Origin of the sequence: Bradyrhizobium sp. ISRA430 (genome assembly GCF_029909975.1) — a bacterium.
GTDB lineage: Bacteria > Pseudomonadota > Alphaproteobacteria > Rhizobiales > Xanthobacteraceae > Bradyrhizobium.
The window spans coordinates 6,527,576-6,542,276 of sequence record NZ_CP094516.1; the positions used below are offsets into that span (position 1 = coordinate 6,527,576).

General features: G+C 65.7%; 15 protein-coding genes. 6 read left to right on the top strand and 9 right to left on the bottom strand.

The features are described 5' to 3' along the window. Positions 1 to 164: 164 nt before the first annotated feature. The gene (locus MTX21_RS30940) at positions 165 to 461 is read right to left on the bottom strand and encodes a co-chaperone GroES (RefSeq protein ID WP_280968390.1); all 297 of its coding nucleotides are present in this window, start codon (positions 459 to 461) and stop codon (positions 165 to 167) included. A 320-nt stretch (positions 462 to 781) separates the two neighbouring features. Between MTX21_RS30940 and MTX21_RS30945 the strand changes: the two genes are divergently transcribed. Next, a complete protein-coding gene (locus MTX21_RS30945) occupies positions 782 to 1,303 on the top strand; it encodes a hypothetical protein (RefSeq protein ID WP_280968391.1) in 522 nt (173 codons plus the stop codon). A gap of 202 nt (positions 1,304 to 1,505) precedes the next feature. On the opposite strand, the gene MTX21_RS30950 is transcribed toward MTX21_RS30945, so the two are convergent. Then, positions 1,506 to 2,279 carry a protein phosphatase CheZ gene (locus tag MTX21_RS30950; protein WP_280968392.1) on the bottom strand — a complete coding sequence of 258 codons (774 nt, stop codon included), beginning with the start codon at positions 2,277 to 2,279 and terminating at the stop codon, positions 1,506 to 1,508. 313 nt (positions 2,280 to 2,592) lie between these two features. Here MTX21_RS30950 and MTX21_RS30955 point away from each other — a divergent pair, with 313 nt between their 5' ends. After that, positions 2,593 to 3,399: a L,D-transpeptidase gene (locus tag MTX21_RS30955; RefSeq protein WP_280968393.1), complete on the top strand. Its 807-nt coding sequence runs from the start codon at positions 2,593 to 2,595 to the stop codon at positions 3,397 to 3,399. Positions 3,400 to 3,652: 253 nt separating this feature from the next. On the opposite strand, the gene MTX21_RS30960 is transcribed toward MTX21_RS30955, so the two are convergent. The 6 genes from MTX21_RS30960 to MTX21_RS30985 all read right to left on the bottom strand — a co-directional run bounded on the left by MTX21_RS30960 (position 3,653) and on the right by MTX21_RS30985 (position 9,605). After that, a complete protein-coding gene (locus tag MTX21_RS30960; protein WP_280968394.1) occupies positions 3,653 to 4,477 on the bottom strand; it encodes a DUF2076 domain-containing protein in 825 nt (274 codons plus the stop codon). A gap of 138 nt (positions 4,478 to 4,615) precedes the next feature. Next, positions 4,616 to 5,461 (bottom strand): ChbG/HpnK family deacetylase, encoded by an 846-nt coding sequence (locus MTX21_RS30965; protein ID WP_280968395.1) that lies wholly within the window; start codon positions 5,459 to 5,461, stop codon positions 4,616 to 4,618. Further along, entirely contained in the window at positions 5,458 to 6,504 is a 1,047-nt protein-coding gene (locus MTX21_RS30970) for a glycosyltransferase family 2 protein (RefSeq protein ID WP_280968396.1), read from the bottom strand. Before MTX21_RS30970 ends, MTX21_RS30965 begins: the two co-directional genes overlap by 4 nt. An 86-nt stretch (positions 6,505 to 6,590) precedes the next feature. Beyond that, positions 6,591 to 7,568: an ATP phosphoribosyltransferase gene (gene hisG, locus MTX21_RS30975; protein ID WP_280968397.1), complete on the bottom strand. Its 978-nt coding sequence runs from the start codon at positions 7,566 to 7,568 to the stop codon at positions 6,591 to 6,593. Positions 7,569 to 7,571: 3 nt separating this feature from the next. Then, complete coding sequence (locus MTX21_RS30980; RefSeq protein WP_280968398.1) at positions 7,572 to 8,720, bottom strand: ATP phosphoribosyltransferase regulatory subunit; 1,149 nt, start codon at positions 8,718 to 8,720, stop codon at positions 7,572 to 7,574. Between the two features lie 129 nt (positions 8,721 to 8,849). Continuing rightward, positions 8,850 to 9,605, bottom strand: coding sequence for a 16S rRNA (uracil(1498)-N(3))-methyltransferase (locus MTX21_RS30985; protein ID WP_280968399.1), 756 nt, complete (start codon positions 9,603 to 9,605; stop codon positions 8,850 to 8,852). Between the two features lie 210 nt (positions 9,606 to 9,815). On the opposite strand from MTX21_RS30985, the gene MTX21_RS30990 reads away from it, so the two are divergent. Further along, positions 9,816 to 10,475: a hypothetical protein gene (locus MTX21_RS30990; protein WP_280968400.1), complete on the top strand. Its 660-nt coding sequence runs from the start codon at positions 9,816 to 9,818 to the stop codon at positions 10,473 to 10,475. A 144-nt stretch (positions 10,476 to 10,619) separates the two neighbouring features. After that, positions 10,620 to 11,576: a 4-hydroxybenzoate octaprenyltransferase gene (gene ubiA, locus MTX21_RS30995; protein WP_280968401.1), complete on the top strand. Its 957-nt coding sequence runs from the start codon at positions 10,620 to 10,622 to the stop codon at positions 11,574 to 11,576. A gap of 103 nt (positions 11,577 to 11,679) precedes the next feature. Here ubiA and MTX21_RS31000 read toward each other — a convergent pair whose 3' ends face one another. Next, positions 11,680 to 12,198 (bottom strand): DUF6101 family protein, encoded by a 519-nt coding sequence (locus tag MTX21_RS31000; RefSeq protein WP_280968402.1) that lies wholly within the window; start codon positions 12,196 to 12,198, stop codon positions 11,680 to 11,682. A 265-nt stretch (positions 12,199 to 12,463) separates the two neighbouring features. Between MTX21_RS31000 and MTX21_RS31005 the strand changes: the two genes are divergently transcribed. Then, complete coding sequence (locus tag MTX21_RS31005) at positions 12,464 to 13,873, top strand: metallopeptidase TldD-related protein (protein WP_280968403.1); 1,410 nt, start codon at positions 12,464 to 12,466, stop codon at positions 13,871 to 13,873. After that, positions 13,860 to 14,678: a 3'(2'),5'-bisphosphate nucleotidase CysQ gene (locus tag MTX21_RS31010; protein ID WP_280968404.1), complete on the top strand. Its 819-nt coding sequence runs from the start codon at positions 13,860 to 13,862 to the stop codon at positions 14,676 to 14,678. The genes MTX21_RS31005 and MTX21_RS31010 overlap by 14 nt, the downstream gene beginning before the upstream one ends. Positions 14,679 to 14,701 lie beyond the last annotated feature (23 nt).

Below are 14,701 nucleotides of genomic sequence, written 5' to 3' on the forward strand. Positions count from 1 at the left end.
ATCGATGGGGCGCCGCGCTTGCCCTCGTCATTGCCGGACCTGGTCCGGCATCCATCATCATTCGAAGAACGATGGATGCCCGGGTCATCTAGCGCGAAGCCGCGCTTCGCGCTTCCGCCCGGGCATGACAGTGGAGCATTCAGCGGCTATTCAGGCGGGTGGCCTTAGGCCAGCACGCCCATGATGTCCGACTCCTTCATGATCAGGAGCTCTTCGTTGTCGATCTTGACCTCGGTGCCCGACCATTTGCCGAACAGCACGCGGTCGCCGGCCTTGAGGTCGATCGGAATCAGCTTGCCGGTCTCGTCGCGGCCGCCAGGGCCGACGGCGACTACCTCACCCTGGGACGGCTTTTCCTTGGCGGTGTCCGGAATGATGATGCCGCCCTTGGTCTTTTCCTCGGCTTCGATACGTTTGACCACGACACGGTCATGCAGCGGACGAAATTTGGATTTAGCCATGACGTTTCCCTTTGGAGGCTCGCTTTGTCGAAAGCAGCGGAAGTGGGTGAGGGCGGCGCTCCCGTCAACCCTCTCCCGAGGGTCAAGCGGCGCGCGCTTAGCAATCGGCCTTTCCGAGTGCTAATAGTGCGCCCGGAAATATGGCTTGGCCGCGATCCTGTCAAGCAAAGCTGGTTAAGCGATTGGTGAGGCGGATATAGGATGGTGGCACTGGAAACTCGTCCGGGGAGCTGGCGCATCAAAGGACGTCATTGCCCCGGCAGCGGTTTTGCGCTTGGCTGCGGGAGGGGTGTGGCCAAGGTCTTGTTCGGGGGAATGCCATGATCAGTTCAGCTCACGCGCGGACGGCTGCCAGTCTGGCCGCCGCCTCACTGTTGGCGCTGTTGCTGGGCGCCTGCGGCGGCGGCACGAGCCTGCCGTCGTTCTCCTCGTCCCAGCCGCCGCCCGAGGCCGAACCCGGCACCGGGCCGGAAATGCCGGCGACGATCCGCGCCGACGAGATCGTCGGCCGCTGGGGCCTCGCCTCGTTCCAGAACCCGGCCGACCGCGCCCGCACCGAGGCCGCCGCACGCGCGCAGTGCAAGAATCCCTACGTGATCGGCGCCGGTTCTTCCGGCGGCGTGATCATGCATCTGGCCGACCAGGCGACCCCGCAGGAACTGCGGCTCAAGGGCTCGCCCAGCGGCAAGAATTATATCGGACCGCCTGGTCCGACCCCCGGCGAGCAGGACCGCGAGATCGTCTCGTTCGACGGCCGCGTCATGATCACCCGCTTCATCGACAAGGACGCCGCCACCCGCTACGGCAACATGGTCTACGTCCGCTGCGCGCCGAGGGCGTAGACTCTCGCCTTCGTCATGCCCCGCGAAGGCGGGGCATCCAGTAATCACCGCCGCGGCTTGAGCCGAGACGCTTGCGTATACTGGATCGTCCGCCCCAGTGCGCAATTGCGCACAAGGCGGACGATGACAGCCGAGGGGATGGCCAAAACAAAAACGCCGGCTTCGCGCCGGCGTTTTGTTTTTTTTCGCAATCTCTGTCCAATCAGTCGAACAGCGCGTCGATGTCGTCCTGCGAGGCGTGGCCGACGTCGCCGGCGAGCTTCGGGCCGTTGAGCAGCTTGGCGTCCTCGTCGCGGGTGTCGACGATCGGCGGCGTATGCGCCTTGATGGCGTCGACGCCACCCCAGATGTCCATCATCGCATTGATGTGCTGCTCGATGAACTTCATCGTGCCCATCACCTTGCTGATGCGCTGGCCGGTGAGGTCCTGGAAGTTGCAGGCCTCGAAGATCGAGATGACGCGTTCCTGGATGTCGTCGGCGAGCCGCTTCTGCTGGTCGACCGAGTCGACCTTGGAGAGCGCGGATGCCGCCTGATCGATCGATTCGGCGGCTTCGAGGATCTGCTGGGTCGCCTGCTCGGTGCCGCCGACGACCGCGCCGAGCTCGCCGTTGACCTTGGCCATCTCCTCGCCGTTGAAGCTCTTGCCATGCAGCACCGCGATCTCGCGCTTGGTGCGGTTGATGGCGTCGTGAATGAGGTCGAGCTCGACCTTGAGCTTCTCGCACTGCTCGATCTGGGCGCGATAGGTTTCCAGCATCGCGCGCGTCTCGGCAACTTCCTGCGCCACGACGGATTCGCTCGGCGGCAGCGCGGCGTGCCCTGCATGACTGCCGCGGGCCATCTGTGCACGGATCGCGCGCAGCTCGGCCATGATCTCGCTATGCATCGGAAGAGCCTCGTCGATTACTTCAGGAATTGGCATCTCGCCGACGACAGCTTCCTCGACGCGAAAACGCTTGCGGTGAACAGCCATTAGGATACTCCCCCCACCTCACTCACGCGTCTTTGTAGGCAGAAGCGATTTAACACGAAGTTCACAGCAGGAACTGTGATGCGGCCGCGCGCGACGGCGCGCAAAGGGGCGATTAACCATGCGAGATCGCCGTTCATCGAAAATAAACGCTGATCGCCAAATTGCGCCTGTCTTGACGGCGTGGTGAATCGAAACGCGCTCTGCGTTTACCAAACCGATTTGCTTTTGATCTTTATTGACCACGTCGCGAGCGCGGATCAGCCAACCGCTCCACGACGAATGTGATCTAGACGAAACAGTACAGAGTACGTCGATGTTCAAGAGAATGTCTGTCGCGCTGCTCGGCAGCGCTTGCACCTTCATGACCGGCGCCGACCGCGCGATTGCCTTCGACAACAGCGTGCCTTCCGATCCGCCCGTGGTGCTCTATGCGCCGCAGGTCCCGCCGGCGCCGGTGCGCGTCGCCTCCAATTCGAACATGGGCGGGGGCTTCATCGAGTTTCTGTTCGGCGACGCCCCCGGCCGCGGCCAGACCTACTATCCGCAGCAACAGCAGCCGATGTATCAGCAGCAGCCCGGCTATTACGACCAGCGGCGGCTGCCGCCGATGGGCGAGCCGCAGATGCAGGGCGCCGGCGTGCAGCAGGATGCGGTCGATCCGCGGCAGCGTCCGTTCGATCCGAGATTCGAGAAACAGCTCGTTGATTATAGCGGCAAGGAAAGTGCCGGCACCATCGTGGTCGATACGCCGAATAAGTTCCTCTATCTCGTCGAGGGCAACGGCAAGGCGCTGCGCTACGGCATCGGTGTGGGGCGTCCCGGCTTCACCTGGTCCGGCGTCAAGACCATCTCGGCCAAGCGCGAATGGCCGGACTGGACGCCGCCGGCGGAAATGATCGCGCGCCGTCCCGACCTGCCGCGCCACATGGAAGGTGGTCCGGAAAATCCGCTCGGCGCGCGCGCGATGTATCTGGGCTCGACGCTCTACCGCATCCACGGCTCCAACGAGCCCTGGACCATCGGCACCAACGTCTCTTCCGGCTGCATCCGTATGCGCAACGACGACGTCATCGACCTCTACGGTCGCGTCAATGTCGGCACCAAGGTCGTGGTGATGTGAGTCCATGCGCTCGCCGCTTACCCTCTCCCCTTGTGGGAGAGGGTGGCTTCGCGGAACGCGAAGCCGGGTGAGGGGTCTCTATCCGCGAGTAGAACTGTATCCGCATGCGCGGAGAAAACCCCTCATCCGGCGCTTCGCGCCACCTTCTCCCACAAGGGGGGAAGGCAAGAATTCCGAGCAAGGGCGCGACATCAAACAAGAACGGCCGCCTCATTGGCGGCCGTTCTGTTTGGTGCAAGAAAGAGAGGTAGCGTCACGCGTAATCGTTGCCGCCATCGTCGCCGCCGCCGAAATCGCTGTCGTCGGCCATGTCCATGTTGTCGTCGTCGTGGTCATCGTCGTAGTTCTGATCGTTGTCGTTGCGATCGTCGTTCGATGCCTGGTCGACGAAGCCCTGGCGCGAATCATCGCCGCGGTCGCGGTTCGATCCGATATCGTTGATCCCTGCGTCGCGCGCGAGCGAGCCGCCGGACTGGTCGCCGCCGCCCCACGGGCTGCCGCTGCGGTCACCCAATGCGTTGGTGTCGCCAAAAGCCTGATGCGGTCCGCCCATCATGTTGCGGATGCTGGAGAGCAACAGCGAGCCGCCGACGACACCGGCGGCCGCAGCCGCGGCCGTGCCGAGGAAGGAGCCGCCGCCACCGCCGACCGGCGCAGCGCCATAGCCCTGACCTTGACCGTAAGCCTGTCCGTAAGGCGGCTGGCCGTAACCCGGCTGCGTCTGCTGCATTGCCTGGCCGCTGTTCCACACCGGCCGCGAGTCGCGCGGCGGCACGTTGGGAACCGAGCCGCGCGACGGGCTCGAGCCGAACAGGCTCTCGCGCATGGAATCCAGGAAGCCGCCGGACTGGGGCTGCTCCGGCGCGTGCGCCGCCTCCAGCTCCTCGATCCGGGCATTGGCGCGCTTCAGCGCTTCGTCCTGCAGCAGCGCGGTCTGCACCAGCGCATAGACCGCGCCGGGCGCCTTGCGCAGCCCGTCGGAGATCGCGGCGATCGCATCGGGATCGCGCGGTGCATTCTCAAGTTTCGAAAGCCGGTCAAAAAGCTCGTCGACGAGCTGGCGTTCCTGCGGCGTCATGATCAATCTCCTTTGCGCGAAACAAGCGCGCAGAAAATGTAGGGTTCCAATGTGGCCCCAACAGTGGCCTGCGGATTAAATTTCCGTATGCGACAAGCTGCCCGACCGGCCCGTCTCGGCCAGCTTCATTGGCCGGCTTCATCCCAATGTCACGTTTCCTGACGCAAGCAGGCGCGCGAACGCCTCGCTGGCGAGATAAGCGTGCTCGCGCTCGCGCACGTCGGTCATCGGATCGAGGCCGGTGAGGACATCGTCGACGAAGCCGGGGTGGCACATGATGAGGCCGCCATCCGGCAGGTCCTTGATGAATTGCTGCATCAGCGCGCCGTAATCGGTCGCCCGCGTGAAGTCATAGGCGCCGGCGAAACCGGGATTGAAGCTGAGGTCGGCACGGCGCGCGCGCTGGCGGAATTGCGCGCTGAGGATATCGAGCACCAGCGCCTTCGGCGAGGTGAGCCGCTGCGCCAGCGGCAGATCGCGGCCGCCCTGGCGCACCCAGGCCTTTGGCGCGACCTCGCTGACCGCATCGACGAAGCCGTCGCGCACCTGGGGATAGAGTTGGACATGCTGGTGCCCGTCGACGAAATCCGGCGCACGCGCGAAGGCCTCGGCAAAGGCCGCGAGCTGCGCCTTCACCTCATTGCGAAAGAATTCGCGGTCGAGCCGCCGCGCCAAACCCGCGCGCAGCAGTTTCGGGAACGGCAAGAACATGTCGCCGTCGAGCGGGCGGAAATGCATGGTGAGCGGCCGGAATGGCGCCGACAGCGTCACATGCAGTCCGATCGCGCAGCGCGGGCTTTGCTTTGCCGCAGCGTTCAACGCGTCGATCTCGCCGCGATCGATCGCGGGGCCGACCATCATCACCGAGGTAGCGTTGAGGCGGCCGCGTTCGATCAAATCGCGGATGGCGCGGTTGACGCCCGGGCTGATGCCGTAATCATCGGCGCAGAGCCAGATCCGCCGCGGCGTCGCGGCCTCGCTCATTCGGCCGCCGTCCTCTTCGAGGCGTCGTCGGCCGTGTCGGTCTCGAAACGCTTCTCGCTATGCTCGGCGACGAAGTAGATCGGACGCGCCTTCAGCTCGGAGAGGATCTTGCCGATATATTCGCCGACAATGCCGATCATGATGAGCTGCACGCCGCCGATCGTCATCAGGCCGACCACCAGCGAGGGATAGCCGGGAACCTGCTTGCCGGTGGTCCAGACCTCCCAGAGGATCGAGAGGCCGAACAGGAAAGCGCCGGCGGCAAGCAGCACACCGAGCAGGCTCGCGAAGCGCAAGGGCGCAACGGAGAACGAGGTCAGGCCCTCGATTGAAAGACCGAGCAGGCGTGCGGCATTGAACGTGGTCACGCCATGGGCGCGCGGCGCCGGCTCGTAGTCGACGCGGATCTGGCGGAAGCCGATCCAGCTCGCCAGCCCCTTGAAGAAGCGGTTGCGCTCCGGCAACTGGCGAAGCGCGGCGACCGCGCGCGGCGACAGCAGGCGGAAGTCGCCGGCGTCCTCGGGAATCTTCTGGCGCGCACCCCAGTTGATCAGCGCGTAGAAGCCGTGCACGGCAAGGCGCCGCATGAAGCTCTCGTTATCGCGATGCGCCTTGGCGGTATAGACGACATCATAGCCGTCCTCGATCCAGTGCCGCACGAGCTGCTCGACCAGCGCCGGCGGATGCTGGCCGTCGCCGTCCATGAACATCACGGCGCCGAGCCGTGCATGATCGAGGCCGGCCATCAGCGCCGCCTCCTTGCCGAAATTGCGCGACAGCGAAACCACCTGCACGTCGATCGCGTCGGCCGGCAGCGAGCGGGCGATCGACAGCGTCGCGTCCGCGCTGCCGTCATCGACATAGACGACCTCGCAAGCGAGGCGGTAGCGCTGCCGCAGCGACGCGGCGAGCTCGCAGATCCGCTGGTGCAGCGAGGCCAGTCCCGCCGCCTCATTGTAGACGGGGACGACAATCGACAGCCCTTTGGCCGCGGCGCTGGCCACGGTGGTCGTCAGGGCGGAAACGTCAGAGCCGAATGTCATCGATCAAGGTTCCAGAGACCTTCAATAGTTCCAAACGGCATATGGTAGCCGTCGCTTGCTGTCGCTACGCTGAACGGACCTGAGGTTCACCGCCGCAGGAACGCCTCGAGCTTGGCGAACAGCGGGTTCTCCCGGTCGAACACATAGTCGAGCGAGCCGACCGACACCGTCTCGGCGCCATGCTCGCGCAGGAAGCTCGCGAGCGCATAGAGCTGTCCCGGTGGGCAGTGCAGCGTAAGCATGCCCGACGAGGTTGGCCCGCCGAAAGGAGTCTCGACGCCGAAACGCTGGTGGGCTTCGCTGAGCAGGGCGGCGTCGCATTGCCGGAAACGGGTCCGCACCTCGCGGTACTTGTTGGCCCGCGCCCGCGCCGCGATGTGATCCAGGATGACGCGCGCGGTCTCCCGCGCCTGCGGCGACCAGTCAGCCTCTCTGGAGGCGACCAGATTGGCCTGGCTGCGCAGGATCACGCCGTCGTCCAGCACCCTCAGTCCGTTGGCAGCGAGCGTCGCGCCGGTCGTGGTGATGTCGACGATCAGCTCGGCGGCGCCGGCCGCCGGCGCGCCTTCCGTCGCACCAGCGCTTTCGACGATGCGGTAGTCGACGATGCCGTGGCTCGAGAAGAACGCGCGGGTGAGGTTGATGAACTTGGTCGCGACCCGCATCCGCATGTGATGCTGCTCGCGGAAGCCGGTGGTGACGTCGTCGAGGTCGGCCATGGTGCGGACGTCGATCCAGGCCTGCGGCACGGCGACGACCACGTCGGCGTAGCCGAAACCGAGCCCCTCGATCAGGGATACGCGCTTGTCGGCGTCCGCAATGTTCTCGCGCACCAGATCTTCCCCGGTGACGCCGAGATGCGCGAAGCCGCGGGCGAGCTGCGAGGCGATCTCGCTCGCCGACAGATAGGCGACCTCGACATTGTTGAGGCCTGCAATCGTGCCGCGATAGTCGCGGGCGCCGCCGGCCTTCGACAGCTTGAGGCCGGCACGGGCGAAAAAGGCTTCGGTGTTTTCCTGAAGACGGCCCTTGGAGGGAACGGCCAGGACGAATGGCGCGCTCATGACTTAAGCTCCCAGCTTGCGGCCGATCCGGGTCAGCGCATCGACCCAGACCGAGAAGCCGACGGCGGGGATCGGTTCGCTCGATCCGAGCTGGGTCATCAGCCCGTCATAGCGGCCGCCGGCGACCAGCGGTTCGGCGCCGTTGCCCCTGTGATGCAGTTCGAATTCGAAGCCGGTGTAGTAATCGAGCCCGCGCCCGAACGCGGTCGAGAAGCGCGTCTGCTTCACGTCGATGCCGCGTGCCGCCATGAAGCCGACCCGGCTTTCGAACTGGTCGATCGCAGCGGTGATGTCGAGCTTTGCGTCGATCGTGAGCGCGCGCAGCTCGGCAATGGCCTCATCGGGATTGCCCGAGATCGCCAGGAAGCGCTTCAGCACCGCAAGCGCCTCGCGCGGCAGCGCGCCGCCCTTCAGCGTCGATTGTTCGAGGAAGCGGTCGGCGATCTCCGCCGTGGTGCGGCCGCCGACATTGGTGGTGCCGGCGATCGACATCAGGTCGGTGACAAAGGCGAGCGCCGCCTTGCGGTCGGAGCCGGCGAGCGCGGCGAGCACGCCCTCATATTCGCTGCGGGTCGCGGTCGTGGCGAGCGCCAGCCGCTCCAGGTCCTGCTCCAGGCTGATCTTGCGGTTGAAGTCCTTGATCAGGCGGCGGCGCCAGACCGGATAGAGCTCGAGCGCGTCGAGCAGCGCGTTGAACAGCGCCACATCGCCGGTGCGGATTTCGACCTCCCGCACGCCGAAGGCGGCGGTCGCCTCCAGCGCCAGTGCCAGCATCTCGGCGTCGGCTGCGGCGCGGTCCTGGCGGCCAAAGGACTCGATGCCGGCTTGCAGGAATTCGCTGGCCTGTCCACCGCGGTAGCGGAACACCGCCCCGAGGTAGCTGAAGCCGGCCGGCTGGCCGGCGCGTCCGGAGGCCAGGTAGTCGCGCGCCACCGGAATGGTCAGGTCCGGGCGCAGGCAGAGCTCTTCGCCGGTCGGATCCGTCGTGAGATAGAGGCTCTTGCGGATGTCCTCACCGGAGAGATCCAGGAACGGCTCGGCCGGTTGCAGGATAGGCGGCTCGGCCCTGAGATAGCCGGCCTGCGCGAACGACAGGAGCAGCGTATCCGCCCAGGCGGAGCCGGCAGCGTTCGGGGTGGCAGTCGCGGTCATCTCAGGTCCCATGTCCCGGCGGAACCGGGCGAAAAAGGGGAAGGGGTGTTGGCGCAGCCCCTTAGCATGGCCGGAAGGCGGTTTCGACCTCCAAAGGATCAATCGCTTAACGGTCGGCCAATGTGGCGACTAGCCGGCCCGGCCGCCCCAATCGCCCAGCACCGCCTGGACCAGCGCCATGGCCGCGACCGCGGCCGTGTCGGCGCGCAGGATCCGGGGGCCAAGCGCCAGCCGCAGAATTTTGGATTGCCGCAGCAGCAGGGCCCGCTCCTCCTCGGCAAAACCGCCCTCGGGGCCGATCAGCACGTCGATGCCGTGCCCCGCCTCGTGCGCGCTCTGCAGGCTGCGAATCGGGTTCTCGACCTCGGTCGCCTCGTCACAGAACACCAGCAGGCGGTCGGTTGGGCGCTGGCTGAGGAAGCGCTCCAGCGGCACAGGTTCGGCCACCGCGGCGAGGCTCAGGATGCCGCATTGCTCGGCCGCCTCGATCACATTTGCGCGCATGCGTTCGCTGTTGACGCGGGACGTCTGGGTGAACCGGGTCAGGACCGGCTGCAGGGTGGCGGCGCCCATCTCCACGGCCTTCTGGACCATGTAATCGAGCCGGGCGTGCTTCAGCGGCGCGAAGACATAGGCGAGGTCGGGCAGGGTGTCCTGGGGGCGGGTCGGCTGTAGGATCACCAGACTGTCCGGGCGCTTCCGGCCCTCGATCGCGGCCTGCCACTCGCCGTCGCGCCCGTTGAACGCGAGGATCGAGGCACCGGCGCCGAGTCTCAATACATTGCCGAGATAGTTGCTCTGGTCGCGGTCGAGCGCGACCCTGCCGTCCTGGGCAAGCGGGGCGTCGACGAACAGGCGAGGGGCGCGAAAATCGTGAGAAGGCATTGCTTTGGGGTCCGTTTTGACGCCGTTCTTAACCGAAAGCAGCAGTTTCGGGGGTAATTATTGCCCCATCGGTGCGTCCCAGCGCCGCGCTCTTGCCCAATTCGACGGGTTGTTAAGCGGTGGCGGGAATCGTAAAAGCGCGAACACGCTGGTTGCGCTTCAATTGGGAAGGCGCCGAACCCCGTAGCTCCCGCCGGAGAGAGTGCCTTGATGATCCGTCGTTTGATGGTTCCGATCACTGTCGCCATGGTGACCATGGGCGCCGCAGGAGCTCATGCGCAAGGCGCGTTCCCGGCGCCGCTGCCCAACCAAGCCGCCAGCGATCCCGCCTTTCCGCCGGTCAACGGCTCGGCTCCGGTCGCCTCGGTGGGCGCGCCGCCGCAATCATCTTTCCCCGTGAACGGTGCGGCGCCCCTCGGCGGTGCAGGCGCGTTCAGCGCGGCGCCGCCGACGCAAAGCGGTCCCGGTGAGGAATGCATGAAGGCGTTCATTCCCCTGCGTGAGGAGGCGGAGAAGCGCGGCAAGCTGATCAAGGCCGCGAGCGATCGTCACGCCCCGCCGGACGAGGCCTGCAAGCTGATCGGGGCCTTCAGCCAGGCCGAATCCAAGATGATCAAGTACATCGACAGCCACGCGGCCAAATGCGGAATCCCGCCGCAGATCGGCGATCAGATGAAGGCCGGGCACAAGAATACCGAAGCCATGCAGAAGAAGGTCTGCAACGTGGCGCAGCAAATGCAGCAGCGCGGGCCAGCCGGCCCATCGCTGAGCGAGGTGCTCGGTTCGTCGGCTTCGGTACCGGAGGCCAATGCCGGCAAGAAGGGAGGCAGCACCTTCGATACGCTCAACGGCAACGTCCTGACCCGATGAGGCCACGTGCCGCCGATTTGAAGTTCCTACAGTGCTTGTCGCGAACTCCTCACAGGAACTTCAAATCGATAAGCGGCACGTGAGCTATGATTTCCAGATAGTGCCCTGTTATAGTTTTCGAAGTTCGTACCGGAATGTATTGCGATGGAATACGAACTTCGAAAACTGGGCACTAGCGCATCCGCCCGCGTTGCCGATTCTACCGGCAACTGGGTCGATACGCTCGCGCCGCAATGGGCGCGGCCCTATTTGCGGCTGTCGCGCTTCGATCGTCCGATCGGTTCCTGGCTTCTGTTGATGCCGTGCTGGTGGTCGGCGGCGCTCGCCGCCGGCATGGCACACGATGTCAGCCGCCTGCCGCTCACCATCGTCCTGTTCTTCATCGGCGCCTTCGTGATGCGCGGTGCCGGCTGCACCTGGAACGACATCACCGACCGTGACCTCGATGCCAGGGTCGAGCGCACGCGCTCGCGGCCGCTGCCCTCGGGTCAGGTGAGCGTGACGCAGGCATTTGCCTTTCTGGTCGCGCAGGCCCTGATCGGCCTCATCGTGCTGCTGCAGTTCAACCGCTTTGCGATCATGACCGGGATCGCCTCGCTCGTGATCGTTGCGATCTATCCCTTCATGAAGCGCATCACCTGGTGGCCGCAGATCGTGCTCGGCCTCGCCTTTTCCTGGGGCGCGCTGATGGGATTTGCCGTCACCTTCGCCCGCATCGATGTAACCGCGCTCGTGCTCTATGCCGGCGCGATCGCCTGGGTGATCGGTTACGACACCATTTATGCGCATCAGGACACCGAGGACGACGCGCTGATCGGCATCAAGTCCACCGCGCGCCTGTTCGGTGCGCACACGCATCAGGCGCTGATCATGTTCTATGGGCTCGCGGTGATGCTGATCGGCGTCGCGCTCGCATCGGGCGATGCGCGCTGGCCGGCCTGGCTCGGGCTGTTGGCCTTCGCCCTGCATATGGTCTGGCAGATCGCGCGGCTCAGGATCAACGATCCCGCGCTGTGCCTGCGCCTGTTCAAATCGAACCGCGATGCAGGTCTTCTGTTGTTCGCGGGATTGCTGGCCGACGCGGTGATGCGGGCGGCGTAGCGCTTGTAGGGGGATCGCCGAAGGCGTAACCCACTTCTTTGTTTTTCCGCGCGGATAGAAGCTGGTGGGTTACGCTTCGCTAACCCATCCTACGGAACCTCTCTCAATTCCGCGCGATGATCTCGCGCTCGCCGCGATGAACCGAAAGCTCGCGTGCGATGCCGGCGCGGCGGCGCATCAGGAATTTGGGACGGCGGGCGCGGATCGCATTGCGGCGGCGGCGCCGCGGCGCGGACTTGCGCGTGCCTTCGTCGAGCTGCGGCAGCGCGAAGATCTCGCTCCACCTCGCCCAGGCCTCCGTGATCTCGTCACCATCGGTGCTGACGAGCAGCGGAACGGACAGCGAGGGATCGCGGTGGACCAGGACGAGGGTCTTCGCCTCGTCGTCGCCGCGCAGCGCAATGCCGGCAAAATCACTGACGCGGACGTTGACCGCCATCTGCATGCCGCGGATCGCACGGCGCAGCACGACACGTTCGCGATGAAGCTCGATCTGCCGGGTGTGACCGTCGGCGCGCGGATCGTGCGCGTCGAAGCGGACGGGAAGAGAAAGAGGGTCGAGCCGCAATGCGCGGCTCGACCCGGCGGGAGCGACCCCGCATGTTACTGTTTGACGCCTCACGGCTTTAGTCTCCCCGCCGGGATTATGTTCCCGGTCGATGCGAAGACCTTAGCGCGGGAAGCTTCCGAAACCGCTTAAAAAGGCTGGTTAATCCCCCGTCACTGCCGCGCATGATTGACAAGACCTTGGCGCGCATGATTGACGAGACGTTGCCCGGATGCCGCGAATCTGAGCTTTTGGCAGACTGAAAGTGCTTGAAGTCCGTTCCAATCGGGCACATCTGGTGGGTTCGGCCCCTCGGCCCGCCCCCAACAGGATTTCCTTCGTGAACTCTTCACCATCCGCAAGCTCGACGCTTTCGTCCAAGGATTCGTCCAAGTCCGGCCGCGACCTGTTCGACCAGTCTCAACTGTCGGATCTCGCGCAGCGGCTGGTGGATGCGGCGAAGCGGGCCGGTGCGGATGCTGCAGATGCCGTCGCGGTGCGCGGCATCTCGCAGGGCGTCGAGGTACGCGACGGCCGCGTCGAGGAATCCGAGCGTTCCGAAGGTGACGATGTGGGCTTGCGCGTGCTGGTCGGCCAGCGCCAGGCGGTGGTGTCGACCAACGATGTCAGCGGTGATGCCGTCGCCAAGCTCGCCGAGCGTGCGGTGGCGATGGCGCGCGTTGCGCCGGTGGACAAATATGTCGGGCTCGCCGATCCCGCGCTGCTCGCGCGCGACTTCCCCGATCTCGACCTGCTCGATTCCAATGTGCCGGCGACTGCCGAACTCGAGCGCCGCGCGCTCGAAGCCGAGGCCGCGGCGCTCGCTGTGAAGGGCGTGACCAAGTCCGGCGGCGCATCGGCTTCCGCCGGCATCGGCGGCATGGTGCTCGTCACCAGCACCGGCTTCCACGGCTCTTACCTGCGCTCGAGCCAGGGCATCTCCGCGACCGCGATCTCCGGCGAAGGCACCGGCATGGAGCGCGACTATGATTTCACTTCGGCGCCGCATGCCGCCGATCTGCTGTCGCCCGAATACGTCGGCCGTTCCGCCGGCGAGCGCACGGTCAAGCGCTCCAATCCGCGCAAGGTCGAGACCTGCAAGGTGCCGGTCGTGTTTGATCCGCGCGTGTCGGGCTCGCTGGTCGGCCATCTCGTCGGCGCCATCAACGGCGCCTCGATCGCGCGCAAGACGAGCTTCCTGAAGGACAAGCTCGGCCAGCAGCTCTTCGCCAGGAACATCCGCATCATCGACGATCCCCTGCGCAAGCGCGGCCTGCGCTCGCAGACCTTCGATGCGGAAGGCGTCGCCGTGAAGCGGCAGGCGCTGGTCGACGAGGGCGTGCTGACGACCTGGCTGCTGGATTGCGCGACCGCGCGCGAGCTGGGGCTCACCACCACCGGCCACGCCCATCGCGGCGTGTCGTCCTCGCCATCGCCGGGGCCGTACAACCTGCACCTTGAGGCAGGCACGCCGACGCCGGCCGAACTGATCTCCGACATCAGCCAAGGCTTCTACGTCACCGACCTGATCGGTTCCGGCGTCAACGGCGTCACCGGCGACTACAGCCGCGGCGCCTCCGGCTTCTGGATCGAGAACGGCGAGATCACCTATCCGGTGAGCGAGGTCACGATCGCCGGCCATCTGTTCGAGATATTCAGGACGATGCAGCCCGCAAGCGATCTCGATTTCCGCTACGGCATCAATGCGCCGACGGTGCGCATCGAAGGTTTGACGCTTGGCGGACGCTGACGCGAACTCCCTGGACGAGACCATCCTCGTACGCGACGCGGCGCTGCTGAAAGACACGGTGCGGGAAGCAGGCGCGCTTGCGCAGTCGATGTTCCGCACCGAGCTGAAGAAGTGGATCAAGGGCGTGTCCTCGCCGGTCTCCGAGGCCGACATCGCCGTCAACGATCTCCTGGAGGCGCGCTTGCGTGCAGCGACGCCCGATTATGGCTGGCTGTCGGAGGAGAGCGCCGACGACGCGGCGCGGCTCGCGCGGCGCCTGGTCTGGGTCGTCGATCCCATCGACGGCACGCGCAACTATCTGGGCGGCCATGACGACTGGTGCGTCAGCGTCGCGCTGGTCGAGAATGCCTCACCCGTCCTCGCCGCGGTGTTCGCGCCGACGAGCGGCGAGTTCTTTTTCGCCGCGCGCGGGCAGGGCACGACCCTCAATGACGTGCCGGTGCGGACCACGCCGGGGGCCGAGCTCGACTTCTCCCGCGTGGCCGGTCCGAAGCCCCTGGTCGAGCGGCTCAAGCCGTCGCCGGGCGAGATCAAGCTGCATCCGCGAATCGGTTCGCTCGCGCTTCGGCTTTGCCGGGTCGCCCACGGCGCGCTGGATGCGGCTTTTGCGGGGGGCAATAGTCATGATTGGGATCTTGCGGCGGCGGATTTGATCGTGCAGGAAGCGGATGGTAGGATGAGCGACCTCTCCGGAGAACCCATCCTCTATAACCGCCGGGAAGTGGCGCACGGAGTGCTGGTGGCAGCGGGCCGCGATCGTCATGCGAGCATTGTCGCGCATTTTCGAAACCGCCCCTTGCCCTGAGCGCGTCCGCTGTGCTGTCGAAC